Origin of the sequence: Paenibacillus sp. 7516 (genome assembly GCF_002272715.1) — a bacterium.
Classification (GTDB): Bacteria; Bacillota; Bacilli; order Paenibacillales; family Paenibacillaceae; genus Paenibacillus; species Paenibacillus illinoisensis_A.
Genome location: NZ_NPBI01000006.1, coordinates 469,204 through 493,540, shown reverse-complemented (window position 1 = coordinate 493,540; position 24,337 = coordinate 469,204). Strand labels below are relative to the sequence as shown.

General features: G+C 45.4%; 19 protein-coding genes. 13 read left to right on the top strand and 6 right to left on the bottom strand.

What is annotated here, in order from left to right; genetic code table 11:
* Positions 1-265: 265 nt before the first annotated feature.
* Together CHI14_RS05575 and CHI14_RS05570 are read left to right on the top strand one after the other, a co-directional pair.
* Positions 266-910 (top strand): protein kinase family protein, encoded by a 645-nt coding sequence (locus CHI14_RS05575; RefSeq protein WP_095287415.1) that lies wholly within the window; start codon positions 266-268, stop codon positions 908-910.
* A gap of 35 nt (positions 911-945) precedes the next feature.
* A complete protein-coding gene (locus CHI14_RS05570; RefSeq protein ID WP_095287414.1) occupies positions 946-1,920 on the top strand; it encodes an MBL fold metallo-hydrolase in 975 nt (324 codons plus the stop codon).
* 46 nt (positions 1,921-1,966) lie between these two features.
* On the opposite strand, the gene CHI14_RS05565 is transcribed toward CHI14_RS05570, so the two are convergent.
* Positions 1,967-2,545 carry a LysE family transporter gene (locus CHI14_RS05565; RefSeq protein WP_249281010.1) on the bottom strand — a complete coding sequence of 193 codons (579 nt, stop codon included), beginning with the start codon at positions 2,543-2,545 and terminating at the stop codon, positions 1,967-1,969.
* A 133-nt stretch (positions 2,546-2,678) separates the two neighbouring features.
* On the opposite strand from CHI14_RS05565, the gene CHI14_RS05560 reads away from it, so the two are divergent.
* Positions 2,679-3,233, top strand: coding sequence for a helix-turn-helix domain-containing protein (locus CHI14_RS05560; RefSeq protein ID WP_095287413.1), 555 nt, complete (start codon positions 2,679-2,681; stop codon positions 3,231-3,233).
* Positions 3,234-3,377: 144 nt separating this feature from the next.
* Here CHI14_RS05560 and abnB read toward each other — a convergent pair whose 3' ends face one another.
* Positions 3,378-5,780 (bottom strand): arabinan endo-1,5-alpha-L-arabinosidase AbnB, encoded by a 2,403-nt coding sequence (gene abnB / locus CHI14_RS05555; protein WP_095287412.1) that lies wholly within the window; start codon positions 5,778-5,780, stop codon positions 3,378-3,380.
* A 344-nt stretch (positions 5,781-6,124) separates the two neighbouring features.
* Here abnB and CHI14_RS05550 point away from each other — a divergent pair, with 344 nt between their 5' ends.
* On the top strand, positions 6,125-9,898 hold the full coding sequence (locus CHI14_RS05550; RefSeq protein ID WP_095287411.1) for an alpha-L-arabinofuranosidase C-terminal domain-containing protein: 3,774 nt from the start codon (positions 6,125-6,127) through the stop codon (positions 9,896-9,898).
* 119 nt (positions 9,899-10,017) lie between these two features.
* Here the strand turns inward: CHI14_RS05550 and CHI14_RS05545 are convergent, their stop codons facing one another.
* Both CHI14_RS05545 and CHI14_RS05540 read right to left on the bottom strand, forming a co-directional pair.
* Positions 10,018-11,367 carry a TrkH family potassium uptake protein gene (locus CHI14_RS05545; protein ID WP_249281036.1) on the bottom strand — a complete coding sequence of 450 codons (1,350 nt, stop codon included), beginning with the start codon at positions 11,365-11,367 and terminating at the stop codon, positions 10,018-10,020.
* 31 nt (positions 11,368-11,398) lie between these two features.
* Positions 11,399-12,064 carry a potassium channel family protein gene (locus tag CHI14_RS05540; RefSeq protein WP_095287409.1) on the bottom strand — a complete coding sequence of 222 codons (666 nt, stop codon included), beginning with the start codon at positions 12,062-12,064 and terminating at the stop codon, positions 11,399-11,401.
* Between the two features lie 299 nt (positions 12,065-12,363).
* On the opposite strand from CHI14_RS05540, the gene CHI14_RS05535 reads away from it, so the two are divergent.
* From CHI14_RS05535 to CHI14_RS05515, 5 genes are all read left to right on the top strand, one after another.
* Positions 12,364-13,269 carry an ABC transporter permease gene (locus CHI14_RS05535; protein ID WP_095287408.1) on the top strand — a complete coding sequence of 302 codons (906 nt, stop codon included), beginning with the start codon at positions 12,364-12,366 and terminating at the stop codon, positions 13,267-13,269.
* Between the two features lie 15 nt (positions 13,270-13,284).
* Entirely contained in the window at positions 13,285-14,175 is an 891-nt protein-coding gene (locus CHI14_RS05530) for a carbohydrate ABC transporter permease (RefSeq protein ID WP_095287407.1), read from the top strand.
* 79 nt (positions 14,176-14,254) lie between these two features.
* Positions 14,255-16,030: a sensor histidine kinase gene (locus CHI14_RS05525; protein ID WP_249281009.1), complete on the top strand. Its 1,776-nt coding sequence runs from the start codon at positions 14,255-14,257 to the stop codon at positions 16,028-16,030.
* Positions 16,008-17,666: a response regulator transcription factor gene (locus tag CHI14_RS05520; RefSeq protein WP_095287406.1), complete on the top strand. Its 1,659-nt coding sequence runs from the start codon at positions 16,008-16,010 to the stop codon at positions 17,664-17,666. The genes CHI14_RS05525 and CHI14_RS05520 overlap by 23 nt, the downstream gene beginning before the upstream one ends.
* 312 nt (positions 17,667-17,978) lie before the next feature.
* Entirely contained in the window at positions 17,979-19,622 is a 1,644-nt protein-coding gene (locus CHI14_RS05515; protein WP_095287405.1) for an extracellular solute-binding protein, read from the top strand.
* A gap of 122 nt (positions 19,623-19,744) precedes the next feature.
* Here the strand turns inward: CHI14_RS05515 and CHI14_RS30285 are convergent, their stop codons facing one another.
* Positions 19,745-20,014 carry a hypothetical protein gene (locus CHI14_RS30285; protein WP_095287404.1) on the bottom strand — a complete coding sequence of 90 codons (270 nt, stop codon included), beginning with the start codon at positions 20,012-20,014 and terminating at the stop codon, positions 19,745-19,747.
* Positions 20,015-20,259: 245 nt separating this feature from the next.
* On the bottom strand, positions 20,260-20,388 hold the full coding sequence (locus tag CHI14_RS05505) for a DUF4023 family protein (protein ID WP_095287403.1): 129 nt from the start codon (positions 20,386-20,388) through the stop codon (positions 20,260-20,262).
* Positions 20,389-20,539: 151 nt separating this feature from the next.
* Between CHI14_RS05505 and CHI14_RS05500 the strand changes: the two genes are divergently transcribed.
* From CHI14_RS05500 to CHI14_RS05485, 4 genes are all read left to right on the top strand, one after another.
* Complete coding sequence (locus tag CHI14_RS05500; RefSeq protein WP_095287402.1) at positions 20,540-21,292, top strand: TrmB family transcriptional regulator; 753 nt, start codon at positions 20,540-20,542, stop codon at positions 21,290-21,292.
* A gap of 92 nt (positions 21,293-21,384) precedes the next feature.
* The gene (locus CHI14_RS05495; protein WP_095287401.1) at positions 21,385-22,548 is read left to right on the top strand and encodes an MFS transporter; all 1,164 of its coding nucleotides are present in this window, start codon (positions 21,385-21,387) and stop codon (positions 22,546-22,548) included.
* A 191-nt stretch (positions 22,549-22,739) separates the two neighbouring features.
* Positions 22,740-23,744, top strand: a complete 1,005-nt coding sequence (locus CHI14_RS05490; RefSeq protein ID WP_095287400.1) for an ROK family protein — start codon at positions 22,740-22,742, stop codon at positions 23,742-23,744.
* 223 nt (positions 23,745-23,967) lie between these two features.
* Positions 23,968-24,261, top strand: coding sequence for a DUF3817 domain-containing protein (locus tag CHI14_RS05485; protein ID WP_095287399.1), 294 nt, complete (start codon positions 23,968-23,970; stop codon positions 24,259-24,261).
* Positions 24,262-24,337 lie beyond the last annotated feature (76 nt).

The following is a 24,337-nucleotide window of genomic DNA, read 5'->3' as shown; positions in this document are numbered from 1 at the left end:
TGTTCTCTCAGCTGCGGCTGAAGGACATCGTTTTTCTATATTTTGACACCTTGACATAGAACGGGTTCCATCCATTAGAGTGAAAAAAGCCAGCTGAAGTACGTCAAAAGTCACATATATAAACATGAAAGCAAATAGTTCATGTTCTGGCGAAATTGGATATGTTCAACTTCTAGTTTAGCGACAATAATAGTGAAGTGAAGTAAGATTCATCACAAAGTGGAAAACGTTTTAGCTTTGATAATCGATCAAGGAGAACTCTTTTATGAAAATCATTCAACCATTACCACTACATCTGGAAGATATGCTATTGCGTTATGAACGGAACGGGCACCTGAACATGCAGGCTTCGCTGCTGGGAAAACAGTCTGTCGTCTATAAAGTACAGGAATACTGCCTCAAAGTGTACACCAAGCGTGGGAAGATCGGTGGAGAACTCGAGGGCGAAGCCATCATGTCCATGCAAAGCAACTGCCATGTCCCCAAACTGTATGCCTACTCTCCAGGACATTTTATCTTGACCGAATGGATTGATGGATATAATCTGAGACAGTATCGAAAGTACAACGGGCATATTCCGTGCAACCTGATCTACGATATGTTATATTCCGAACTTCAGCAGATTCAGTCTGGCTATCGGGATTGGGATGTGATACGTTATGAAAATTTGCTCTGGACCCACGAGGGAAATGTGAAAAGAACTGATTTTTTGCTATGTGAGCCTGCAGGACCCGAGCGAGAAGGTATGGAAGATGCAGTGATTCGAAGAATCAACGGGGTTAAAGCTGGTGATGGAGCAGAAGTGAAGGAATTACAGGAATATCTGTTTCGGCACGGTCTTACAGCTTCAGAAGTTCAGCGTGCATTGGAGCAGTTCCAATCCCAGGTTAATGAATCCATTATTTCATAGTGAACCAGCTATGATGAAGAACAGAAGGTAATAAGATGACCAAATACGAAAATCAGATTCCAACATCGATGAATATGAGCTTGAAGGCCATGCTGAGCATGCTTAGGGATTCCCTTAAGGGAGGCCAGGAACGAAGACCTTTGAGTCATATACCGATAGTGAAAAGTGAGTTTATTGAAACGGTAAATGCTGATGATCATCCAGAAGTGACATGGTTCGGACATTCGGCTTTTCTGCTTGAAATGGAAGGAACTAGATTGTTTTTTGATCCCATGCTGGGTAACCGTCCATCTCCGGTATCATGGGTGGGGACGAAGCGCTACAACGTCAATTTGCCAGTTCAGCCAGAAGAACTTCCGCCCCTGGATGCCATCATTCTATCTCATGATCATTATGATCATCTGGATTATTCCTCCATTCGGAGGCTGATGAATAAAACCGAACGGTTTATCGTACCGGTTGGCGTACGCCGGCGTTTGATTCAAATCGGTGTGCCTTCGGATAAAATTACTGAGCATGTCTGGGGAGATGAGCTTCAATTCAAGAGCCTCACACTGGCATGCACGCCTGCAAGGCACTTTTCGGGGAGGGGATTATTCGATCGTAACTCCACGCTATGGTGCTCATGGATGATCTGTGGACAAGAGACAAAGGTGTTTTTTAGTGGAGACAGTGGGTACGGACCCCACTTCAAGGAGATCGGCGACAAGTATGGGCCATTTGACTTGACGATGATGGAATGTGGACAATATGACGAACGGTGGGCCAACATACATATGATGCCGGAAGAAACCGTACAAGCCCATCTCGATGTAAAAGGAAAACTGCTCATTCCCATTCATTGGGGAGCATTCACCCTGGCCTACCATGCCTGGACCGATCCGGTTGAACGAATTACCCAGGCAGCACGTAATGCACATATCGAGATCGCAACTCCGAAAATTGGAGAAAAGGTGCAGATCCATACCGGAATTTATCCAATGGAACATTGGTGGAAATCCGGCTTCTAGTAATCATACAGCGTCTACTCAGCACATGAGTGGACGTTTTTTTGTTTTAGTTTAACATTGAAATTGCACTATAAATTAAGAGGATGCCCATAGCCATATTAAATGCACGCTCATATCTCACGAGTACACTCTGAAATATCACCCCGCATAACGCCCATGTCATATTGGCACTGATCCCCACAATCGTTAATAATACAGAGAATACCATCATGTGAGCATGTGACTGGGCAAGCGGCAAAACAAACACCGAGATTGCGGTTAAACCATACAAAATGACTTTGGGATTCATGAACTGTAGAGTGAAGCCAAACCAAAATGAATAGGGATTGGTGCGATTGTCTTCCTGGTGTGCAGACGTACTACGCATAATTTTGAACGCCAAATAGATCAGATAGACACATCCCAACACATTCAAAACGGGTCTGATTCTCGGAATATACTGTTGCAGAACAAGATTGAAATAACTGGATAGAAACATTATCAGCAGGCAGCCTGCGGCTACACCACCAACAAAAGGCAATGTCTTGGCAAATCCCCGCTGTCTAGCCTGGGTCATGGCGATAATGTTATTGGGACCCGGTGTAAATGATGCGACAATGGCATACGTCAATAAAGGGATAATCATGATTGTCCTCCGCAAAAAGTTTGTTGTGTGCTATAATTGCATGAAATGTACGTTATAACGTTTGTGCGTTATCATTGTACGATATAGACTGCATAATGCACAATACCGATTTTAAAAAAGAGGTGGTTACAGGTTGGAAAATATCAACGTTGTACTTGCTCAAAATTTGAAGCAGATCAGGGAGCAAAGAAAGCTTAGTTTGGACAAGGTTGCCGAAATGTCAGGGATCAGCAAGACCATGTTAGGTCAGATTGAACGGGGAGAATCGAACCCTTCCATCGCAACGGTGTGGAAAATTGCGAACGGCCTCAAAGTATCGTTCACCGCATTGATTCATGAGCCGAAATTGAATGTGTCGGTCGTGACGGGTAATGATATTCACGTGTTAACGGAGGAAAACGGGAGAGTACGGATATATCCGCATTTTTCTTTTGAAGAAGGTCGTCGGTTCGAAATGTATGTTCTGGAGATGGATGAAGAAGCTTCATGGAGTGCAGAGCCGCACATTGATGGAACAGAGGAGTTTATTACCGTCTTTGAAGGGGAAATTACGATTCATGTCGGGGGTGAAGATTTTACGGTGAAACGGGGAGAGTCCATTCGTTTTCGAGCAGACAAGCCACATCGTTATATAAACTCCGGAGTTTCAGAGAACCGACTAAGTATGGTTATTCATTATCCCGGGTAAATAAGAGGTCGGCGCGAGTCAGCAGATTGGAGTTTATTTTTCAGGTGTCCATACAACAAAAAATAAAGTAGCCAGTTAAGCGTGGCTACTTTATGTGAATTATCTACTTCATGACGATACTGAGAGCGAATCGAGCTCAGCCGTTCAAGGTTTGATCTCTGCTTGACGCTGGATCTCTTTGGCGCTTAGCGCTTTGTCATACACTCTAACCAGATCCATTTTACCTTGATAGAACGGATCGGCAGCATATCGACTTTTGCCCAGATAGGCTTCCGCAGCTTGTAGATCCTTCGGATTGAACGTGATTTCTGAGCTGCTTGCTACTGATTTGCCGTTTACATATAAGTTGCCCGTGTCTCCTTGCAATGTGACAGCGACATGAACCCATTGATTGGTGGGCAGCGCTTCAGTCGCGATCAAACTCTGATCCCGACCCTGATCATGAATGGTGAATTGTAGAGCGCCGTTATGCTGGGATGGTGTAAGGAACATATGTCTGGTCAAGCCATTGCCGAAGTCGAATATACGCTGCCAAGCCCCGCCTCCGTCCCAGTTTACCCAAGCACTGAACGTGAAGTCCGTTGTGTCTGTAAGGAGTCCAGGCAGTTGAATGTAGCTGTCTTTCCCGTTAAAGGCAGCAGCCTGATTCTTGCTGCTAATTGCTGAGCTTACTACATTAAAGCTCTGTCCATGATAACCGTTTTTACTGAAATCCTGTGCGATTTTAGCGAGTTTTTTGTTGTCAAACGTATACTCGCCCAGCAGTGGGCCTATTGCCTGTTCAGGCACGATTACGCTGAACGTTTTGCTGGCCGAGGCCTTACCTTTTTGAATGGTTGCGGTCAATTTTACTTTGGCATCCCCTTTGCCGCTGCGTGGCCGGTTTACCGCTCCATCAGCCGATAGGACAGAGGGAAGAGAAGATTTCCATGTGATCTGACTATCACGTGTACCTGTGGTGGGAAGGGAGAGGTCATAGAAGATATTCTCCGTATTTCCAATCGTCAGATCCTTTTTGACAGCCTGTACCACATCCTGATCTTTCATGGCGTTCATCTGACTTCCCCAGACCGCTACACCAGATGAAGAGAGTGCACTGAAGGTCAGCACGTTCTGCTGGGATTCCGCATCCCATTCCTGGGTGAAGACGCCTTCGTATACCACATTGTTGGACGTTATTCGTACCTCGTTGTCCTCCAGGAGGCTCCATGTCCCTGTGACAGCACCAGTAACCTGGCCGTTTGCCGCAAACTGAACGATCTGGGAGGACTTGATCTCAGCTGTGATATCCTTCCCATGATTAACCCATTTATAAGAACCGGCTGCACTTTGTTCGGTCACTTGAACAGAATCGCTCTCCATGCCTGCATAACGGTAAGGAGATACGACTGGCCATCCTTCGGAATTCATATGCATCTCATGAACCCGTACCTCATGTTCTTCTCCGCGATTCGGAAAACGGGAGTGGAAGATGAGGAAGTGCTTGCCGGTCTCTTCATCATAGTAAGCAGAGTTGTGTCCTGGAGATACATATCCTGTTCCCTGGCCGGTGCCGGGGTCGCCGATCTGTCTCTCGAAGAGGTAGTTACCGAGCAGTTTTACGCCAAATGGTTCAATGGATTTGTCATCGAACAACGGCTTATCCTTATCTGCCATCACCTTGATCATATCGTTGCCTTCAGCATCGTAGAAGGGACCGTCCGGTGTTTTGGAGCGGGCAACACGAATGTTATATCCACCGTCAGCAGCGAGTCCGCCATAAGACAAGTACAGATAATAATAATCGGTTTCGGGACTGTAGAGCATATAAGGGGCCTCAATTCGGCTATGGTTGCCTCCGGTCAGCTTCTTGCCATAACCTTGATTAGGCAGTGGTTTGCCGGTTGTCTCATCCATTTCGAGAATGAAAATCCCTCCGGAGTAAGATCCGTACACCATCCATAGCTTGCCGTCTTTATCAAAAAATACATCCGGATCGACCACGTTGGGATGCTTGGTCGCATCGTATATGGTACCATCTTCGCTAATTTCATCCCACATGCCTGATTTCAGCAAAAGTCCCTGATCCTTGTATGGGCCTTCAATGTTGTCAGCTACGGCGACTCCAAGGGCCGACCGGGGAGAATCCCCTTTGCAGGCATTGTAATACATATAGAATTTGCCATCTGCCAGTTGAATGACATCTGCTGCCCAGAGCGTATCCGTTTGCGCCCATTGCAGAGCTTCTGCGAATTCCTTGGTTACATTGGGAACGACGGGATTGTCATCCGTAACGCCTGAAGCGACGGAATCCCAGCTGATTAAATCTTTGGACTTAGCGACCTGTAGATGTGAGCCGAATACATAATAGGTATCATCTACCTTGATGACAGAAGGGTCATGAACGGAGACGTTCTTAAACGCAGGCAACTGATTTTTGTTTAATATGGTGGAACTTTGCGAATTAAAAGCAGTTGAGGCTGTATTGTCCGCCAAAGCAGAGACTGGCGAAAGAGCTGGTGCAGAGAGCAATGCCGTACTAAGTGCAATGACCAAATAACGCTTCATACGTGTCCCCTTTCTTCATTCACAAAATATAAAACAAGTAAAAAATAAAGCGGATGAACGTGGTAGTGCAGTCCTCCTTTCAGTTATTGCTCGAATCAAGCGCTTATATTTGCTATAATATCAATTAATTTATATTTTTGTAAACCATGTTGTTGAAACGAGTTAAAAAAAGCAAAACGAACAGTTAAAGTTTGAATTTATTTTGAATTTAACACCGATTAGAAGTTTTTTGTTGAAAATTCAATTCGAAATGAGTACTATAACGAGTATATAATATATTTATAAATTTATTAATTATTCATGTTTTTGCGAATTAATTGATGATCTACATAGGAGGCATAACAATGAGCAGTTATCAGGATCATATCATTGCACACTACAAGTTTGAGGATGCGGGCAACATTGGTAAGGATTACTCCGGCCAAGGTAAGGATGGCATTGCTGCAGGTCTTTCCGTACCGTCGGTGGCGAAAGTGAGTGGAAGGAATGCTGCTACTTTTGCAGGGGGAAACAATGGAACGTCGTACCTACAGTTACCTTCAGATCTATTTCAACATGTAAGCGATAAAACAGGCATCACTGTGGCAGCGTGGGTGCATCTGAACAAGGGGTCCAATGTGTGGGAACGCATTTTTGACTTTGGAAAAGGAGAACAGGGCCCCAATCTGTTTTTGACAAGACAACTCAGAGGAACGATGTCTGCAGAAGGGGATTTGGTTGTGGATCCGGGCCGAGGATTTGCAGCGGGGGAATGGATGCATATCGCTCTGTCGGTAGCTGGAACTCAGGGAGGTACGCTTAGCAGTGCTGGCCCGATCGTCTATCTGAATGGAGAGAAAATAGCGGATGGGTCCATCAGTCAGACGTCCAGTGGTAATTATGCGAAGCTGCGCACATGGTTCGATTCCTTCACAGATCCGGCCAATTACAGCCAGAATTACATTGGTCGCTCTCAGTATGCAGCCGATGTGGATTTTGCCGGATCGCTGTCCGATTTTCGGATATATCAGGCCGGTTTAACCATGGATGAAGTCATCGAAGTCATGTGTGAATCATTAACCGATGAAGAGATTGTTGCGTTGGCAGGAGATAAGTATTTGTCATTTCCGACCCGAATCATTACGAAGAACACCTCGCTGCCTGCTGATTTGCTAGGTGGTAAAGTGAAGGTCCGCTGGCAGTCCAATCGCCCTGAAGTGTTGTCGCATGATGGGGAAGTGCAGCCCATTACCTTGGCACAGGAAGCAAGCCTGAATGCGATTTTGAGTAAAGGCGAGAGCACGCTGAGTAAACGTTTTGACGTATCCGTATTGCCGGAGGATCTGCCGCCTTATACCATAACAATCCACGGCGATCAGCAAGTCGCTGATATCAGTGAGGTCATGTACGGTCTGTTCTACGAGGACATTAACAATGCGGCGGATGGCGGAATCTATGCCGAGCTGGTTCAGAACCGTTCGTTTGAATCTTTTGCATTTGATACATACTCACATACCTCCGGTGAATGCGGATGTTCGACGGGACGGAACCGGGATCCGTTATTCGCCTGGTCTGGCGATATTGGTAAAATGACTGTGCACCACGAAGGTGGATTGAATGAACACTTCAAACTTGAAGACCCGGATGCAAATGCCTACTATGTGACCGCTCAGGATGGCGCTACGATACGAAATCGCGGTTTCTCCGATACCAATCAGCATTGTGCCATGTCCATCAAAAAAGGTGAACAATACGACTTCACCATCTGGGCAAAGGCAGAATCGGCCGGTACGATTACCATACAACTGCAGGATGGCTCGGAAACTGCAATCAGTGATTCCGTCAAGGTTCATGTCGATGGAGGAGGTACCTGGAAAAAGTATGGTGAAGTCCGCGTGGATTCGGAACCGAGAAAGCAGGCTCTTGTTCTTACCGGAACAGGCACAGCAATTGGGCAGCTCGCGCTTACGTTTGAAGGAGATATTTCCATCGATATGGTGTCTCTGATCCCGCGTGATGTATGGGGCGCAGTTCCTGATGAAACTGGCATTTCCGCATCAGCACATGCCAACTACAAGGGGAATCCGAACTATCGACTGAGGAAGGATCTGGTTCAGGCTCTCGTTGATATGCACCCCAAGTTTCTGCGCTTTCCGGGAGGCTGCATCTCGGAAGGATCCTTCATATGGGATAATGTGTACGACTGGAAGGACTCGGTTGGTCCGGTTGAGCTGCGCAAAGAGAATTACAATGTCTGGGGTTACATGATGACGATGGGGCTTGGATACATGGAGTACTTCCAGCTCGCGGAAGATTTGAATGCTGCTCCGGTTCCCGTTATGGCCTGTGGAGTTCTGTGTCAGGCACGTTCGGATTACGCACATCCAGCTGGTGGCGCTTTAAGAGACTATTACATCAAAAACTTCACGGATTTGATCGATTTTGCCCTGAGTACAGATGTTGAACATAACGAATGGGCGGCAATACGCAGCCAAATGGGGCACCCTGAGCCGTTCGATCTGCGCTACCTTGGTGTTGGCAACGAGAACTGGGGAACCGAATTTTTCGCCAACTTTGAAGTGTTCAAAGCATCCATTGATGATTATATGAAGTTAAACTATCCGGATCATGAATTGCATATTATTTCAACGGTTGGTGCACAAGCGGACGATGATGCATACCAACAAGGCTGGAAGTTCCTGAGCGGTAACCTTATGGGTTCGGCCCAAGTTGCATTTGCAGATGGACAGAAGGTCATTGAAGAAACGGTAACCTGGTATGAGAAGCAGGATGATTACATGGATACCATTGCAGACGAACACTATTATCGGTCCAATGATTACTTGCTGAATAACGTGGATCGTTATAATTACTACCATCGGGCATATCATGAAGATGGGCAAATTAACTGGAAAGAGACTTCCAAAGTCTTTGTTGGAGAGTACGCATCCACGGACAAAAATACACTGGCGGGTGCCGTTGCAGAAGCAGCAATGATGACCGGCTTCGAAAACAATGCAGATGTCGTTCGTTTGGCTGCCTACGCGCCATTGTTCAATAAAGTGCTGACGGATGGAACCTATCGCTGGACACCGGATTGCATCTGGTTTGACGATGAAACGGTATGGTATACGCCGAACTACTACGTTCAGCACCTTTTTGCGAAATACGTTGGGGATCAAGTGATCGGCACTTCATTTAAGACGTACAGCAAGGGGAAACAGGTGGAACTCATCCCGCATGGAGGGATTGAGATTGCGACCGGTAATGCAGACATCGTCGTGAAACGGGTGACGGTCACATCCAATCAGGATGGCAGAGTTCTGTTGAATGAAGATTTCAGTGAGCTGACGGAGCTGAGTGAGGCTTGGGGTCTGATTCCTGGTTCGAACGGATATACATTTGAAGCTGGAAACGGACTTATCCTGAAAGCGCAAACCAGCGGCCTGAACGGGATATATCTTATGAATGAGGAATGGACCAATTACAAAGTACAGGTGGAAACCAAGCGCTTGGCGGGTGATGACGGTTTCTATGTTGGTGTGGGACTTACGGATATTTCATCTGACAAGAAGGATGTCATTGAATATGCGATTGGTTACGGTGGTGATGCAACGGGAGTAAAAGTGTACAAACAAGGTATCGAAGGATATACGCTCGGTGATTATTCTTCAAGTTCAGCAGCGGGTAACCTGAGAGCTGCGAATTATGAATCGCTGGAGAGCGGTACCGATTATACGATCACTGTCAATTATGGCGGCGATACAGGAAAGAGCTTGATCTGCTCCTACACAGACGGATATACAACCAGCAAAGTGCTGGATTACAAGCTCGAAGCATATAACCGTGAGGTGTTCCATTCCGTAACGAGAGATCAACAGCATGTATATGTAAAACTGGTGAATGCCGATAGCGTGGACAAAGCCACACACGTCCATCTTGAGGATCTGAATGTGAAATCTGCAGCACGGTTGATCACACTCAGTGGAGATCAATCATTGGTTCATGTTCTGAATGTGAACCAGAAGAATGATGAGAAGGTGGTTCCACAGGAACAGGAGATTGGCCTGGATGGTGAATCCGTAGTTCTTCAGTTACCCGCTCATTCAGTCAATGTATTGATTCTTAGTCGTTTGTAGAGCAAATATTAATAAAATACCCTCTTTATACAGACGCTGTAATGTCTGCATGAAGAGGGTATTTAGGTGTGAACAAAAAGTAAATCAAGACTGTTGGTTCATAGAGGGTTACACTTCAGCTACCCAATAAGGACATGATCCTCGGCATAACCGATTTTGGACGTACGTTTTTTCTGCGCCAGAGCAAAAGCCAGCGTCAATGGACCCAACCGACCTGCAAACATTGTAAAAATGACAATGATTTTACCAGGGATACTCAGCTCGCTGGTCAGACCCATCGAAAGCCCTGTCGTGCTAAAAGCAGACGTCGCTTCAAACAGAACATCGAGAAAGTGCTTTTCAAGAATTCCTTCAGAAATGGACAGAAGTATGGAAATACCTAACACAAAGGCCAAAGAACTCATGACAACAGCAAGTGCACGCATGACCGTTTCTTCTGCTATTTTACGCTCAAAAGCATGTATTTGCCCGCCGCCTCGGAAGGTTTGTATAGTCGCCAGAACGAGCACGACAAAGGTGTTTATTTTAATGCCTCCACCTGTTCCGCCTGAAGAAGCTCCAATAAACATCAGAATAATAATAAAAAATTGGGATGTTGCAAGCATACTGCCAATGTCGATGGTGTTGAATCCTGAACTTCTCGGAGCGGTACCTTGAAACAAGGCAGCCCATACACGTTCACTATAAGACAAATCCGCAAACGTAGATGGATTCCAATTTTCTAGTAAAAAGATGATGATAAAACCTATCAGATAAAGCGAAGAGCTGCCGATGATCACGATTTTGGAATGCAAAGAAAGCTTTTTCCATGAACGTTTGCGAAAGAGATCGACAACCACGATATAGCCTAACCCACCACTAATAAATAACGTAATAATGGTAAGGTTCACAACCGGATCGCCGACAAAGGGTGAAAGGCTGTCAGACCATAGTGAGAATCCCGCGTTATTGAAGGCAGATACCGAATGGAAAAGTGCATAATAGAGGGCTTGTCCCCATCCAAGATCACCTTGCCATCGAACGGTAAGTACCAGTGTAGCCAGAGCTTCAAATGCAAATGCGATCAGGACGATATAAAGCGAAAGCTTAACCAGTCCTTGTGCGGAAGTGGAGTTGGTGGCTTGCTGAATAAGGAGCCTTTGTTTTAACCCAATCCGCTTACCCAATATAATGGCAACCATAACGCCTAGCGTCATGAATCCCAATCCGCCAACCTGAATCAGAATCATAATGATGACTTGGCCAAACGTAGAGAATACACTCCCGGTATCGACGACAACCAACCCGTTAACACATATGGCAGAGGTTGCCGTAAATAAGGCATCAAGCAATCCGATTGATTTTCCGTCACTGGCCGACAACGGTAGAGCTAGCAATATCGCTCCAACCCAGATCAGAGCGAAGAAAATAATCATGATGAGCTGTGGAGGACTCATGTTATTTTTTAACTTGTTCACTGTTGACTCCATTTTATTAAGAGAAGAACCTATCGATACGTGTTTATTTCTTTTTACCATAGTCACTCTCCAAATTTCGTATGTCCTCGTTACTTCCGATCAACAAGAGCATATCTCCAGTCCGGATGATATCTTCTGCTAGGGGTGAGATGTTCAGGTCATCTCCCGTTTTGATGGCAATAACAGTACAGCCATAGGCTGCCCGAACATTGAGTTCTTGCAATGTTTTCTGATTCATGCGTTCGGATGCTTTGATCTCGACGAGATTGTAATCAGCTGATAATTCAATGGAATCAATAATATTGTCGGAACTAAGCTGATTCCCCAGTCGGGTAGCCATGTCCCGTTCCGGATAAACAATCTGATCTGCACCAATTTTGCTAAGCACACTTCCATGATTATCATTTTTAGCCTTGGCTGTTACAACGGGCACTTGCAATTCCTTCAATATAAGTGTCGTCAAAATGCTGGCTTGCAAATCTTCACCGATTGCAACAATCGCATGTGAGAAGTTGCTTGCTCCGAGTTCCATAAGAACTGATTTGTCAGTACAATCTGCCTGTACGACATGGGTGGCTATGGATGACATTTCCTGTACCAAATTTTCATTTTTGTCCACGGCGAGCACTTCATGTCCATTGTTAATGAGTGTGCGTGTCAGACTAGACCCGAACCGTCCAAGACCAAGCACAATAAACTGTTTTTTCATGATATCCCTCATTTGTAATCAAATTTAAGCATCTGACTTGCACGATCTAATAAGTGAATAACATTACGAACACAGGATTGTAAGGTTTCAGTTATGAGGATTTATTTGGTAAGTAACCCCGTAATCTGAGATATGTATGGATCTGATGAAGTTTTTCATTTTAACTGTTTATTTTCATCATTGCAACCAATATTCCCTATTCAAAGTCAGAGTCAACAGAAGATACCCAAAGTAAATAACCTACACTATTTCAGCAGCTTGCCTGCTCCTATAATAAATTTTGAAGGAGGAGACAGCTCATGCGTTCCAACTACAAACAATTTATCAGAAACATTCCGCTTCATCTTATGATTCTGCCCGGTTTGATCATCATTATTGTATTCGGTTACATTCCAATGGCAGGTCTCTCGATTGCCTTTCAGAATTTCTCTCCGATTGCCGGATTCAAGAACATGAACTGGGTAGGCTTGGATAACTTCAGATACCTGTTTGATCTTCCAGGGTTTGGCCAGGTTGTGTGGAATACGGTATTCATCTCTGTCATGAAAATGTTATCCGGCCTTGTTATTCCGGTGCTCGTAGCCTTGCTGCTCAACGAAGTACGCAAAACCGGATTTAAACGAACGATTCAAACGGTCATTTATATGCCCCACTTTTTTTCGTGGGTCATCCTGGCTGGCATTATCGTGGACGTGTTATCCCCGAGCAGTGGAATCGTGAATATGCTGCTCAAGGCACTCGGGATGGAGCCCATTCAATTTCTGGCCAGCAACGATTGGTTTCCGTACATACTTGTCATTACTGATCAATGGAAAGAGTTCGGTTTTGGCACCATCATCTATTTGGCAGCACTGACCAGCATTGATAAGTCTCTCTATGAAGCCGCCGTCATGGACGGGGCAGGGCGATGGAAGCAGACCTGGCATATTACACTGCCCGGGATTCGTCCCATTGTCATTCTAATGGTTACTCTGAGTCTTGGAAACGTACTTAATGGTGGATTCGATCAGGTGTTCAATTTGTACAATCCGCTCGTCTATGAATCCGGTGATATCCTGGATACGATGATCTATCGAATTGGTTTGCAGGATGCCCAATATTCAGTTTCTACGGCGCTTGGTCTCATTAAGTCAGTAGTTTCATTTATCTTTATCGGACTTGGTTATTTTCTGGCCTATAGATTCGCCAATTATCGCATTTTTTAGAAAGGAGGCAGAATCATGCACCATGCATCGAGAGCCTATCGCTGGTTTTTAGGGTTTAACTACGTCATCCTGACGATTCTTGCCTTGCTCTGCCTGTTTCCAATCGTGAATATATTGGCGATATCCTTCAGTTCGAGTGATGCAGTGAAAGCAGGGAATGTTACGTTCTGGCCCGTGGATTTCACGTTATCGTCCTATAAGTACATTTTGGAAAATCAACAGTTCCTTCACTCGTTTGGCACGAGTCTGCTTCGGGTGATATTGGGCGTTGCCACGAATCTGGTCTTCACAATTCTCGTGGCTTTTCCTCTCTCCAAAGAAGCTTCCAGATTTCGTTCCAGAACATTCTATGCCTGGATATTTGTATTCACGATGCTGTTCAGTGGAGGGTTGATTCCGGGTTATCTGGTCGTCAAGGAAGCAGGTCTGCTGGACTCGATCTGGGCACTGATATTACCTGGGGCGGTTCCCATCTTCAATGTACTGCTGATGCTTAACTTCTTCAGAGGATTACCGAAAGAATTGGAAGAAGCCTCGTGGATGGATGGTGCAGGACATTTCCGTACACTGTGGAGCATCTATCTGCCCATTTCCCTGCCAAGTATCGCAACCATCACGTTGTTTGCCATGGTCGGACACTGGAATGCCTGGTTTGATGGCATGATCTATATGAAAAGCCCGGAACATTATCCACTCGCTACATACCTGCAGTCCATGCTGCAGCAGGTGACGATGATCCAGAGTGAAATGATGACGCTGGAGGATGCAACGCTGTTAAGTCAGGTGTCGGATCGAACGACCCAGGCGTCCCAGATTTTTTTATCCGTGATTCCCATTCTAATCGTCTATCCATTTCTGCAACGGTATTTCGTCCATGGGCTTGTTGTCGGCAGTGTAAAGGGATAAGATCGGTAGGAGGAAAACCGAGTAGAGGAGCCGATTTCCGGCTCCTTTTTTGCTGCTTGAGGAGAGGAGTGGAAGGGGCATGAGATTATTGGGGGGGAGCTGGAAGACCAACTCCATTGTGGTCAAACTGATGATTGCTTTTATATTGGTTATTCTACCGTTGTATGGAAGCAGCATTGTAATTACACATAATAGCTCCAAGCAAATGCAGACCGAGGTGGAAAATGCGCATGATTCCAAGCTGCACTTCTACCACAATCATCTGCAATTCGAATTGGAGCGAATGAGCAGTCTCGTGAATGAATTTTCGTTCGATGAACCGATGTCCACGCTAAGTACCAGAGCACCCATTATGAGCCGGTATGAGATTACATCCAGTCTGAATGACATCCATAAGAAACTCAGTCAGATCATGGTGACCAGTCCATACATCAGTGATGTTGTGTACTATGTTCCTGCGCTTCATAAGCGGGTAAGTGCAGTGGATGGCATCCGCAGCGTTGAGGACGGGGAGTGGAAAGATCTGCTTGCGACGATGGGGAATCTGAATGGGGAGTTATCGACTTCGGCAGATGATCTCTATTTCCTGAAGAGCAATCCGTACAATATGAATCACGAGGAGCCGCCCAATTTTATATTGGGAATACGCTTATCTGCAGATGAGCTAAAAAAAAGGCTGCAGCAGCTGTCGGAAACGGGCGGTAGTGACATCACGCTGAGCTTTGGTGACGAGCACGAAGTGGTCATTTCCTCCTCAGAGCAGGCTGTCTCTACTGGACTATTACAGATGCTTCCAACGGAATCGCAGGATGCGCTGCAGGTAACGAGATACCACTCCGATGATCATTTGTATTACTCCCTCTATGATTCGGATCATTCATTCACACTAACCTCCAGCATTGCTGAAGAGGTGCTTCAGGCACCACTTGAACGATATAAGTTATGGTTATGGATGTTAACCTTGATGTCGATGGTCATTATTATCGTCTTTTCATTATCTGTTTATAAATCTATCCACAAGCCGTTATCTGCACTCGTTAAAGGATTCAGAATGGCGGAGCAAGGGCAGCCTGACATCCGTATTCCGCATTCAAGACGGGATGAATTCGGATATTTATACTCTCGTTTCAACCATATGATAGAGCGCTTACATCTTTTGATCGAAGAAAATTATGTTGCCAGAATACGAACGAGTGAAGCAGAGCTCAAACATCTTCAATCCCAGATTCAGCCTCACTTTCTATACAACAGTCTGTTCAGTATTAAACAGATGGCAGAGGTAGAGAACGTCGAATTAATCCAGGAGTTTACCGACTATCTGGGTCAGTATTTCAGGTATATGTCACGTGACTCCCATACCGAAGTATCGCTCGGTGAGGAGGTAGACCATGCGATGGTCTATGCTGCGATTCAGAAGATCCGATTCGGGTCAAGGGTACAATTGCTCATTGAGGATATGAACCCTATGTACAGATCGATTGCAATCCCGAGAGTCATTGTTCAGCCAATCGTTGAGAATGTCTTCGAACATGCACTTGCCAAACGAAGTCAGGGAGGTATTCTTAAACTTTCCTATCAGACGGCGGAGGGCAGGTTGTCCATTCTGATCGAAGATGATGGTGATCAGTTAAGGGACGAGATGTTAGCTGGGCTGGTTCAGTCCTTTGGAGAGCCTGCGCAGAGACAGGAAGATGAGGAAATTACGGGGCTTATCAATGTGAACCAAAGGCTGAAAATCAAGTTTGGTTCAGAGTACGGTCTCGCTGCAAGGCGCAGTGACCTGGGTGGTTTATGTATTGTCGTGAATGTTCCATGGAAAGGGGAGCTGCCTCATGCAGCGGATGCTGATCGTTGATGACGAACCGGTCATTTTGGACGGACTATATGCCTTCTTTCAGAAGGCGAATTTTCAGGACATGGAGATTATCAAGGCCCATTCTGCCCTCGAAGCGATCGAGTGGTTGAATTCCGTGAAGGTGGATATCGTACTTAGCGATATCTGTATGCCTGGAATGGATGGCATGGAGCTCATTGAGAAAATTATGGACCGATGGCCCAGGTGCAAAGTACTGCTGCTGACAGGCCATAACGAATTCGATTATGCACATCAGGCCATACGCAATCCCTGTGTGGTGGACTACCTTCTCAAGACGGAGGGCATGAGTCAGATTCGTACGGCAGTAGAACGTGCTTTGGCACAAATCTCGGAAGAAAATGATTTCAGGTACCAGAATGCCTGGTTCCGCAGCAAGCTGCCAAGAGCCCTGCCCCAGCTGCAGCGCCAGTTAATGCTTGATCTTATGAAACGAACGGAAAGGCATGATGTTTCCTCGCTTCAGGAGGAATTGGATGCCGTACAGCTTCCTTTTCGCTCAGGGGAGTGTGTTATTCCAGTCATTATTCGAGTGGAGGAATGGAACAACTATCAGACGCAGGCCGATCGAAGTTTAATCAGGTATGCTGTGGCAAATGTGGCAGAGGAGCTGCTTCAGGATAAGTCGACAGTCAAGGCAATTGATCTGGATTATCAGGTGATTGCTTGTTTGATCCAGCCAGCCGCGGATAGTACAGCGTATCGTGTGAATGCACAGGAACTGTGGGAGCAAACGCTTCGCTTTGTCTATGGAACGCTGGAGTCTGTGCAGCAATCGTGTGCAGATTGCCTTAACCTCTCGGTGTCGATCATGGTGAGTGAACAGGCTGTAGCTTGGATGGACCTGAATCAGGCGATCGCGCAGTTGCGATTATCCATTCATGAAGGACCTGGACTCGGGATGGAAAAGCTGCTTCGTGTCAACGTGCAGCCGGATATAAACGTGGTACCAAACCCCCTGAGCCAGCAGGCGGTTGCGTCTCTGCATCTGGATCAGGTCAAGCAGTATGTCGCAGCGGGGAACAGCGAATGGATAACTTCTTATCAGAAATGGACCGAGAGTTCGAAGGAGGGGCTTCAAGATCCGTTCTTTCGACTGAAGGTATACACCGAAGCAGGGAGTACCTTGATTGAACTGCTTCATGAATTGGGTTTATACGAACCTGCGAAGGAAGAGATGGGTCTCTCCCGCATGCTGCATTTTGATATCCATACACCATGGCCCGAACTCGTCATCTTCTATCAGTCTGCCTTTGAATGGATGATATCGAAGCGGAGCGATACCCGCCTGAATGACCAGTCTCAAATCTTGATCTCGATCCATCAATACATCAAGCATCATCTGGAGGACGATCTCTCTCTTACCCGTATTGCGCAGGAAGTCTCTCTCAATCCTTCGTACTTGTCTCGTTGGTATAAACGAATCACGGGTAAAGGCATCTCGGAATATATTCATGATCGCCGCATTGAACGAAGCAAGGAACTGCTGCTCGGTTCTTCGTGTAAAATGCATGAAATTTCCGCCAAGGTCGGGTTCAGTGACCAGCATTACTTTTATCGTTTTTTCAAAAAAGCAATCGGCTGCACGCCTCAGGAGTATAGGGATCAAAAAAGTTAAAAACCATTTCAAATGGTAAATCAAAGATACCAGATGTAAACGAGATCCACTCGAACTGATAGCGCTTTCTTTATACAATGAACACAGATATAAGATGAAGATAAGAACTAAACCAGAACGGAGAGAGCAGAAAAAACCTGAAGAAGCGATAGCGCTCGCCTTTATCACCGGATTTCTCCCTATAATAAAGGGATAAAAGAAATCTGGGGATAACAGCGATCAGAAGGTTGTTCTGCTATCGTAGTGGCGTGTTTATAGTTCATTCTTTTATCTTATAACCTCACGGGAGGAACAAAAAGGGGGATTCGTCGTATGAATATGTCATTCAAAAGGCTTTCATTGTTATCGCTTAGCATGATCCTGGCAGGGACTCTTGCAGCCTGTTCATCAGGTGCTGGTAATGCAGAGAGCGAAACCAAGCCCAGTACACAGCAGGATGCTGGAGGACCACTCACCAAGTATGACCCGCCTATTAAATTAACCTCGACGATGAACGAAACGGGTAAGGAATCGCTTGCTCAAGGGGATACACATGCGAACAATATATGGACTCGCGGTTACAAGGACGAACTCGGCATTGAAGTAACGTATGACTGGATTGTGCCGGATGCCAATTACAACGATAAAATGAATGTGACCCTTGCAAGCGGAGATTTGCCTGACGTATTGAAAGTAAGTGCGGTGCAGTTCGAGCAATTGCATGAAGCTGGCATGCTTGAAGACTTAACGGAAGTATATGATAAGTACGCATCGGATCTGGTCAAAGAATTTATGTCAGCAGAAGACGGAGCAGGATTGAAACCCGTGACCAAAGATGGCAAGATTTACGCCATGGTGAGTTTTCCCGGTTCACTTGATTCATCGGACATGATCTGGATCAGACAGGACTGGCTGAAAAAGGTAGGGCTTGAAGCGCCAAAATCGATGCAGGATGTCATCCAGATTGCAGAAGCGTTCACGTTCGAAGATCCGGATGGCAATGGCAAAGATGATACTTATGGGATTGCGCTGAACAAGGATTTGCCAATCAATGCGTTCTTGCTGGGGTATCATGGATATCTCGAAACCTGGATCAAGGATGCATCCGGGCAGGTTGTGAATGGTACCATTCAGCCAGAGGTGAAAGAAGGCTTGAGAGAACTGCAGAATCTGTATCAAAAGGGCGTGCTGGATCCCGAATTCGGGGTGAAGGATTTTGCGAAAATGATGGAGGACGTGAACGCAGGGAAGTCGGGCATGTTCTTTTTACCGCAATGGGCCCCATTTCAAGTCAGCAGCATGATCAAGAAAGATCAGAACGTCGATTGGTTGCCTTATCCGGTACAATCCATCGATGATCAGCCAGCCAAAACACAGAACCACCTCAGTTTGGGGGGCATATTTGCAGTCCGCAAAGGATATGAGCATCCGGAAGCACTTGTTAAACTGCTGAACTTCCAGGCAGAGAAGATGTTCGGAGAATCGGCTGAGAAGGAACGCGCAGATTATTTGAATGGTTTAACCGGGCTTGGTTTTCATAATGCAACGGTATCCAATCTGCCTGCCAACAAAAACGTAAAGGCCCAGGATGAAGTGGAACAGGCCCTGAAAACGGGAGACATATCTGGGCTTGGGCTTGAAGCGAAGCTGTTCTATGATGATATTATGGATTACCGTAACGGCAATCTGGATAAATGGCATATGGAGCGCATCTTTGGACCGGAGAGCTCACAAGGCGTGATCAAGTACTACCGTGACAATGACCTGATCGTGATGAATGAATTTATATATGCACCAACAAGAACCATGAATACGAAGCAGGCTACACTGGATAAGCTTAGAGCGGAGACATTTTTGAAAATTATCTATGGCAACCTGTCGATTGATGAATTCGATAACTTTGTGGCCAACTGGAAAAAACTTGGCGGAGATCAGATTACACAGGAAGTCAATGAAGTCATTAATGCCAATAAATAAAAAACAAGAAGTGCCACAGTACAATTGAATTTGTATTGTGGCACTTTTGGTGCATGAATATACTTTGAATATATTGGGACTATAGTGTGCTCCATGTGGTTAAAGAAAGGGATGCTTCGTTCTTATTTGCGTTTCAACAAGATAACCCCGGAGATCGCCGATGTGTTTTTACGATATACGACTTTAAAACCGATGTCATGATCCAGCAAACAGTTTAGAGCATTGATTAACAAAGCACCGGGTACCAGGGAGAATGTGCAAGGTGATGTGTTTCCAATCACACGAACACTTCTGATTCTTCGAGCAGATCCCGGTACAAGCGGGTTTCTGGACCAATAGATTAACACGAGATCAGGTTGACGTGGTGCTTTTGTACAAGTTCGACAAGCCATCGTATCATCTCTTTTCTATTAATAATAGGTTCGCTATATTAAATGAAAAGTAGTGATAGGATGTGCTGGACGAACTACTCCAAGCGATATAAACAGGCGTATACCAAGTAAGAAAGCTTGAAAGTGAAGTCGGTTGATAGAGAGGAAAGAAGAGGAAAGGACCCCTAACGCGAGATCCTTTCTCTTACGGGAACATTGATTACGAAGGAAGCTTAGTCGGAAAAACTACAATTCAGTCAGCCAACTTACTTTTTGGTTCCGTGCTGTTTGGTTGGCAGCTTGTCGCTGGGTGTTCCTTTACCATTGTTTTTGTTATGACGGGCCTTTTCGGCGTTCTCATTTAACTTTTGCACAAATTCATGGGTGCTTTCCATGGACGATACAGCTCCTTTATAATCAAAATGTGTACCCGGATCTTAATATAACCACCCGAAGTCCGTTATATGAAACTGGACAAGGACTAGTACGATGTCTAAACTAAAACATACATAACGATACATACCTAGAAGGAGCGAAGATCCAAACATGTTGCAGAAATTCGGGTTTACGCAATACGAAAGTCAGGTGTATGAGGCGATCTTCGCTCAACAGGAACCACTCGATGCATCATCCATCGTCAATCATTCCAATGTACCCAAAGCCAAAATCTACGAAGTGTTAAACCGGCTTATCGATAAAGGAATTGTATTGACCACCATGCATGGCAAGAAAAAATTGTATACAGCCGTGGATCTCCAGTCTGTTATTTTGAAGATCAAGGCAGATTTTGAGAAGGATATCGAGGAATTGAATGCTTATAAAATCAAACGAACGTTTACGGATGAGCATATTTGGACACTGAAGGATGAAACATCGATTGGTTCCAATATTGAGCAGCTTATGGCAGAGGCCGATACATCAATTCTATTTCTGGCCTGGAATGAGAAGATGGAGAACTACCGTACACTTCTGGAACAAAAGGAACAGCAGGGTGTGCATGTTGAGGTGTTATCGGTGGGAGGATTGGAGACATCCTTAACCCACAAGTACGCTCTAATTCCCATGCTGGACAAGCTGGAACCGTTGCAGCTGCTAATTGTAGACCATGCCTATCTGCTGTTCGCAGGGGTTGAAAACGACTCTTGGAAAGCAATTAAGACCATGTCTAAGCCGATTGTCAAAGCGATGACGGATTATTTTTATCATGATATTGCCCTCACTCAAATCACCAAAAAATATGGAGTTCAACTGCTGCAGGACGAAGAAATATCCAAGCTGCTGGCCCGGTTGATTTATTAGAAAGCTATTCTGTTATGGAATAGTTTTTTTATTGAATTTTTACTCCCGTTAGGTTACTATCGTAGTTGTAACTTTTGAGGAGGATTCATGAAATGAATAAAAAAGTATATTTGCTTGCGATTGCGGCATTTGTGGTTGGAACCGTGGAACTCATTTTGGGTGGTATTCTCGATCTGATTGCTGCAGATCTTCATTTGACTCTGGCGAAGGCCGGTTATTTAATATCCATCTTTTCGTTGGTATATGCCATATCTGCGCCGATTCTGTTAAACGTAACGGCCAGATTTGAACGTAAAAAGGTATACATGTACACCCTGCTGATCTTCCTGGTCAGCAATCTTATTTCCGCTTTCAGTGCCAACTTTTATATGCTGATGGCAGGCAGGGCGCTCGGGGCTGCGACAGGCTCACTCATTTTTGTATTGTCCCTGACACTTGCTGCTCGCATTGTGGAGCCGCAGTACAAAGGACGTGCGGTTGGGATCATTACGATGGGTGGGAGTGCATCACTCATTCTCGGTGTGCCGCTTGGAATATTCGTGGGTAATCTGGCAGGATGGCGTGAAGTGTTTATTTTTATTGCCATATTGACTGCCATTGTCATGGTAGCCATTGGTCTAGTCATGCAGCGGGTTCAGCCGGTGCCTGTCGTCTCTCTGAAGCGTCAGTTTGCTGCACTGTGGAATCCGAGGATGTTAGCGATTCATGCGACGACCTTATTGGTGCTGGCGGGTCATTTGACGTTATATGCGTATTTCACACCATTTCTCCAGGAAACGATCGGTGCAAGTTCGACTATGGTTACCTTTATCTACATGATGTTTGGCATCGCGGCTGTAGCCGGTGGGGGACTTGGGGGCGTGTTATCGGACCGCCTGCATCCGGCTAAAGCCATCGTCATTGTGTTAATTCCTTTCATTGTGAGCATGGCGGTTATCCCATTCAGTGTTGGACTGCCTCTTATCGCGTTCCTCATCCTGCTGAGCATCTGGAGCGCCTTGAGCTGGACGGTTACGCCAGTGCAGAATAGTCTGATTATCAAAACATCTCCAGAAGCAGCGGAATCACTGATTAGCACCAATTCGGGAATTGCCCACGCAGGGATTGCCCTTGGGACGTATGTTGGCGGGATGGTGATTGATCATTCCACCATTCTGTATAACGGTTGGGTAGGTTCGATTCTGATTCTTCTGGGTTTGGCTTCGGCCATATATGCGATTAGTCGCAAGGAACAATCGGTACAGGCCACTGCATAAGAATGATACGAAAAGAGTACGCAAGTCTATCGAATCAGGGTAGACGGTGTGCTCTTTTTAAATTCGTAACTCTGACAACGCAGAATAAGTGTCATGTCAATGATTCGTTTTTATAGCAGGCGATTTTAATCACTTTCAAGATATTGTATAGTGGTTACATTGACGTTCGAAATTTGGAGGCTGGAACGCTTATGAAAATAGCAAACGCTAATTTGATGAAAGAGATTAATATAAACAACGTGCGCCAAGTCATGAAACAGGTGGAAACAGCAACCAAGCCACAACTTGCGTCCTTGACCAAATTGAGTGTGGTTACGGTGAATTCACTGGTTAAGGAATTGTGCGAACTCGGGGAACTGTACGAAGATGAGACAATTCCCTCTAACGGGGGCAGGCCCGCGCTAACTTACCGTTACAATTATGATTTCAGCCTGGCCCTGGTGATCTATATGAATGACAAGCAAGGGCAGGATGTTATTACGGCAACCGTCATCAATTTGGAGAATACGATTTTGCTGAAAGAAGAGCATACATTGCCTGAATTTGACCAAACAGAGTTTCTCGGAATCATTGAACCTATTCTCGCTCAGCATCCTTCCATTAAAGGCATTGGAATCGGGATTCCCGGGCAAACGGTGAACGGCGAGATCACGGTAAGCAGTCATCAGCAGCTGAAGGGTGTCCGTATAGTTGAGGAGATTGAAGCAAGGTTTGGACTGCCAGTCATGGTGGAAAATGACGTGAATGCTGCAGTTAGCGGTTATTGTTCCCAGCAGGAAATCGATGAGGGAAACAGTGTGATCGGAATGTACTTCCCGACCCACTATCCTCCAGGCATGGGCATTTATCTTAATGGAAAAGTCGTTAAAGGCAAGAACGGCATGGCTGGGGAAATTAAATTCCTTCCCTTGGAGATCGACTGGTATAGTCCAATGAATCCGGATGTGTTTGCTGAAAGGGTATATCAAATGATTCATACTGTAAATGCGATTCTCGCACCGGACAGGGTTGTTGTTTATCAAAGTCAGGTAGAAGCAGAGGCGTTTATTCGGGACTGGGAATCGTATCGAGCTGGGCAGCTCATGCCCGTTTTCCCAGAAGTGATTATAAATGAATCATTTCAGGAGCATTTCGAAGCGGGCATGCGGTGGTTAACTTTAAAAGAGCTTGAGCCTAACATCATTCAGATTACGTGAATCGTTCATGATAATAAGAACTCCCAAGCTAGAGCCAGAGAGAAGCCTATGAATCCTTTATGGAGCTTCCACAAGCCGTATTATGTTCAAACGGTACCCAGCGATGCAGATTCAATAATTATTCAAATTTGAACCATTTTTGCTTCCAAGCCATGCGTTATACTGAATGTGGAGAACGTTACATAATTCACAAACCAGGATTGGAAAGGTGAGATGGAATCTGATGAAGACAGTGATCGGCCGATTCAAAATTGCAGGGATATGTGAAGGGGTTTCCCTGCTCTTGCTTGTTTTTATTGCCATGCCTTTGAAATATTTCGCGGATATATCTTCTCCGGTGGCCATAATGGGCATGATTCACGGGATATTGTTCCCTCTGTATCTTATTGCACTGGTACATTTGGCTGTTGTAAACAGGTGGAAGGCGGCACGCTGGTTCATGGGTGTTTTGGCCGGTTTGCTGCCATTTGGAACCTTTGTTTTTGAATCTTATTTGAAGAAGAGAGACTGGAAATAAACCTCATACTCATGATGAAAAAGGCGATCATCCTACTGTAGAGCATAGTAGCAGAAGAGACGCCTTTTTTGTTATC

What these genes read in the sequence shown, in the direction of transcription:
- CHI14_RS05515 (WP_095287405.1), top strand. Translation starts at nt 17,979, where the DNA reads ATGAATATGTCATTCAAAAGGCTTTCATTGTTATCGCTTAGCATGATC.
- CHI14_RS05505 (WP_095287403.1), bottom strand. Translation starts at nt 20,388, where the DNA reads ATGGAAAGCACCCATGAATTTGTGCAAAAGTTAAATGAGAACGCCGAA.
- abnB (WP_095287412.1), bottom strand. Translation starts at nt 5,780, where the DNA reads ATGAAGCGTTATTTGGTCATTGCACTTAGTACGGCATTGCTCTCTGCA.
- CHI14_RS05495 (WP_095287401.1), top strand. Translation starts at nt 21,385, where the DNA reads ATGAATAAAAAAGTATATTTGCTTGCGATTGCGGCATTTGTGGTTGGA.
- CHI14_RS05535 (WP_095287408.1), top strand. Translation starts at nt 12,364, where the DNA reads ATGCGTTCCAACTACAAACAATTTATCAGAAACATTCCGCTTCATCTT.
- CHI14_RS05565 (WP_249281010.1), bottom strand. Translation starts at nt 2,545, where the DNA reads ATGATTATCCCTTTATTGACGTATGCCATTGTCGCATCATTTACACCG.
- CHI14_RS05485 (WP_095287399.1), top strand. Translation starts at nt 23,968, where the DNA reads ATGAAGACAGTGATCGGCCGATTCAAAATTGCAGGGATATGTGAAGGG.
- CHI14_RS05550 (WP_095287411.1), top strand. Translation starts at nt 6,125, where the DNA reads ATGAGCAGTTATCAGGATCATATCATTGCACACTACAAGTTTGAGGAT.
- CHI14_RS05540 (WP_095287409.1), bottom strand. Translation starts at nt 12,064, where the DNA reads ATGAAAAAACAGTTTATTGTGCTTGGTCTTGGACGGTTCGGGTCTAGT.
- CHI14_RS05530 (WP_095287407.1), top strand. Translation starts at nt 13,285, where the DNA reads ATGCACCATGCATCGAGAGCCTATCGCTGGTTTTTAGGGTTTAACTAC.
- CHI14_RS05525 (WP_249281009.1), top strand. Translation starts at nt 14,255, where the DNA reads ATGAGATTATTGGGGGGGAGCTGGAAGACCAACTCCATTGTGGTCAAA.
- CHI14_RS30285 (WP_095287404.1), bottom strand. Translation starts at nt 20,014, where the DNA reads ATGGCTTGTCGAACTTGTACAAAAGCACCACGTCAACCTGATCTCGTG.
- CHI14_RS05575 (WP_095287415.1), top strand. Translation starts at nt 266, where the DNA reads ATGAAAATCATTCAACCATTACCACTACATCTGGAAGATATGCTATTG.
- CHI14_RS05570 (WP_095287414.1), top strand. Translation starts at nt 946, where the DNA reads ATGACCAAATACGAAAATCAGATTCCAACATCGATGAATATGAGCTTG.
- CHI14_RS05545 (WP_249281036.1), bottom strand. Translation starts at nt 11,367, where the DNA reads ATGGAGTCAACAGTGAACAAGTTAAAAAATAACATGAGTCCTCCACAG.
- CHI14_RS05490 (WP_095287400.1), top strand. Translation starts at nt 22,740, where the DNA reads ATGAAAATAGCAAACGCTAATTTGATGAAAGAGATTAATATAAACAAC.
- CHI14_RS05520 (WP_095287406.1), top strand. Translation starts at nt 16,008, where the DNA reads ATGCAGCGGATGCTGATCGTTGATGACGAACCGGTCATTTTGGACGGA.
- CHI14_RS05500 (WP_095287402.1), top strand. Translation starts at nt 20,540, where the DNA reads ATGTTGCAGAAATTCGGGTTTACGCAATACGAAAGTCAGGTGTATGAG.